The sequence below is a fragment of the Pseudanabaena sp. BC1403 genome (assembly GCF_002914585.1).
In the GTDB taxonomy this organism is placed as follows: domain Bacteria; phylum Cyanobacteriota; class Cyanobacteriia; order Pseudanabaenales; family Pseudanabaenaceae; genus Pseudanabaena.
In genome coordinates, this window is record NZ_PDDM01000059.1 from 1 (window position 1) to 2,968 (window position 2,968).

General features: G+C 36.6%; 2 protein-coding genes. One reads left to right on the forward strand and one right to left on the reverse strand.

Going from position 1 to position 2,968, the window contains the following annotated elements:
* Nucleotides 1-27: 27 nt before the first annotated feature.
* Nucleotides 28-2,409 (reverse strand): hypothetical protein, encoded by a 2,382-nt coding sequence (locus CQ839_RS24470; protein ID WP_103670914.1) that lies wholly within the window; start codon nt 2,407-2,409, stop codon nt 28-30.
* Nucleotides 2,410-2,550: 141 nt separating this feature from the next.
* Between CQ839_RS24470 and CQ839_RS24475 the strand changes: the two genes are divergently transcribed.
* Entirely contained in the window at nt 2,551-2,742 is a 192-nt protein-coding gene (locus tag CQ839_RS24475; protein ID WP_103670915.1) for a hypothetical protein, read from the forward strand.
* The last annotated feature ends 226 nt before the right edge of the window (nt 2,743-2,968 follow it).

The following is a 2,968-nucleotide window of genomic DNA, read 5'->3' on the forward strand; positions in this document are numbered from 1 at the left end:
AAGTTTTGAAGCATCGCTGTGCTTATCTCAATGATATGCTTGATTCTTGTGAGTATAATTACTCAGTGCCAAACTGAGATGCTCCCAAAGAGAACTTATTGCATTAGGATAGTTTTTTTGTTCTGTATAGAAAATAGATAAAGTTGAGTGTAAGTTAATTTGAGATGGTCTTAAGCCTTTTTGCTCACAGTGCTTTAATATTTTCAACAATGTACTGACATTACCTGAATTATCAGGATTTTCTTTGTGAGAATAATCGTGTAAATTTTCCGCATTTATATTTAAAGCCAGTAAACAATCAAAAACAAGATTTTTCTGTAGGATTTTAAGATCCGTATAGCTTTCTAAAGCATGACAAAAATACTTTGTTATATCTACTAATTGATCTTCGGACGTATAAGAATTAATAGTATCTTCTGTAATAGTATCAAGCAATTTTAAAATCTTCTTCATTGCTTCAACCATCAATTGACTATACATTGTATACATTTCTGAGAAAGAAGATAAAATATCAAATTCAGATCCACACTGACAGGAGAGTATGAAAGAGGTTTGGTAGTAATCAAGTGAATTTTGATAATCACCTACTAATGTATATGAATTACCCAAAATCCTGAAAATATCTATTGCCTCTTTTAGATTTTGAGATAAAGATGGCATCTGTAAATATTCTAGACAACATATAATTGCCTCAGAAAATCTTCCTATATGATTATAAGCATCACCTAGATATATAAGATGTGTTTTTTCTAATGAGCAAAGAGATTGGCTAGAAATAATTTCATAAAGTGTGATTTGCTCTTGATAGTAACCTCTCAAATTCAGCCACATATAAAGAGAACATTGTTGATCTAAGATATTTTCTGTTTCAATTATACTGACCATCTTTTCTCTATCTTTAACTTCGTAATAATGGTCAAATGCTTCTAAATAACCACGCACAGATTCTATGTTAGGTACGTTTGGCTTAGGGATATAAGCAGTTAACCAAAGATGGGCAGCTTTACGTTCAGTTTGTTCCCAAGTATTTATGTTCGTTTTAAGTTGAGTATAGGCAATATCACGAATAAGATTGTGTTGGCGGATGAGCAACTGTCCTTGAGAGACAGATTCTTTTTCAACCAAAGCGCGATCGCATAATACTTGATATGCCTCTTGTTGTTGCGTAGGTAATTTATCCTCAATTAACACCAGCCAAAACATTTCAGGAACAGGACGACGGTAGACAGAACTACGACATAGTAAATCTAGAGCATCCGTAGGTAAACGTTTTAACGAAGCCTCTACCCGTCGTCGTACTTGTCTCTGCAAAGCTTGATTGTAAAGCGCTGGATTCACTCGATCTGGTTGGAGTTCCCGCGCCACCTGCTCAAATTCATTACCATAGCGTTGCCAATATTCTGCTACATTTCCTTTGAAAGGTGCTGCTAGAATCTCTTTGGCAATCACCTGCAATACTAATGGATGACCTTCATAAATTGAACCAATGCGACTCAGCGTAGATTGATTGGATTCATCCGTAGTAATGCCATTCTTCTTAAATAATTCCAGATGTTCATTATGTTGATCGTCAGCAGACAAACCTCGTAAAGTTATTTCCTGCCAAACATTAGGATAGCGATCGCCAAACTCAGCCACAGCAGCAGGTAAAGCCTGAGCCGTCAGTACTAAGCGGCTAGCAAGATTAGGCTCAGCAAGATATCGTTGTAAAAAAATTAGCCAATGACTATCAACAAATTCATCAGGTTGTTCACAATCTAGCAATCGTTCTAGAGAATCTAATTGAATCCAATAACGATTTACTTTAAGTTTTTGCAAAAGGCGATTAATCAATCTTTTCGGATCATTACGCTCCTGTGGGTCAAGCTCTTTTTCGCCTAGTTTCGCCAGTAAATCTGTGGCTACCGAAGCAAAATCAAAACTTTGCCCTTCCAAAACTTCTAAATGAATCCATTGAAAGGATGGATCGCTTGTCCAAGCTTTACTAGCAAGACATTCGCCTAAAATTGTTTTCCAAATCCCCGAAATACCAGCAATCCAAAGTAATCGAGTTTGCCCTTGCAACTTCCTCAGCAAATCTTCAAGAATCTCTTTACGTCCCACCCAAGTTTGCAAATTATAAGCCGTTAATTCAGGCGGATTTATGACTATTCCCCTTGCTCTCCACCGTTTTTCTAAAGCCCCTTTGAAATTAGTTTTGCTAACCTTTTCGCCTAAAGCTTCAGACAAGGAATCCCACAGCTTTTTACCTTCATTTTTAATGTGTTGCGTATCATAACCTTCCATCTCCTCATATTTTTTGCCAGCAAAAGATTCCCGTAAAATGAAACGACAAATATCTGTTAAATAACTTCTCAAATTGGCAAATAAAGCCTCATCGGCAACTTGGATAGCCTCTTCAGGAGTCATGTTTTACAACCAAAATTCTTAGCGGCGATAACTGCTTTAAATTATAACCTTACTTTTTCGTACTTTCTCGTAATGACAACAGCAGAGGCACTTGGCAGAATTAGAACATAAATTTAATTGAGCCTAAGCGGCAATAAACAAATGGCAAATCAAACATCAGCTAACTCTAATCAAACCACTACACCTATACCCCCCATTGATACTGCAACGATCACAAAACATGGAGAATCTCCCACATCAATTCTTTTAGCGATCGCTATTCTAATTTCGATGTTGCTCAGTAGCCTTACTGGATTAGTGCGCGTCATCTTAATGAGCAAACCACCCAAGTAAATGTATTTTTGGTGATCGCTATTTGTAGAGATTATTGGTGCGATCGCCTTGCTAATTTGTGACGATGGATATAGGCGATCGCTTCTTAAAATGTCAGTATATAACCGCTATAATCAAAATATAATCCTCACCTGTAAACGGCGTTGTTGCATAAAAAGGGTAGGGGAAGGTAAATTAGATATTAATCAGGAGATGAAACCGTAACAAATGAAACAGCAATATCAGA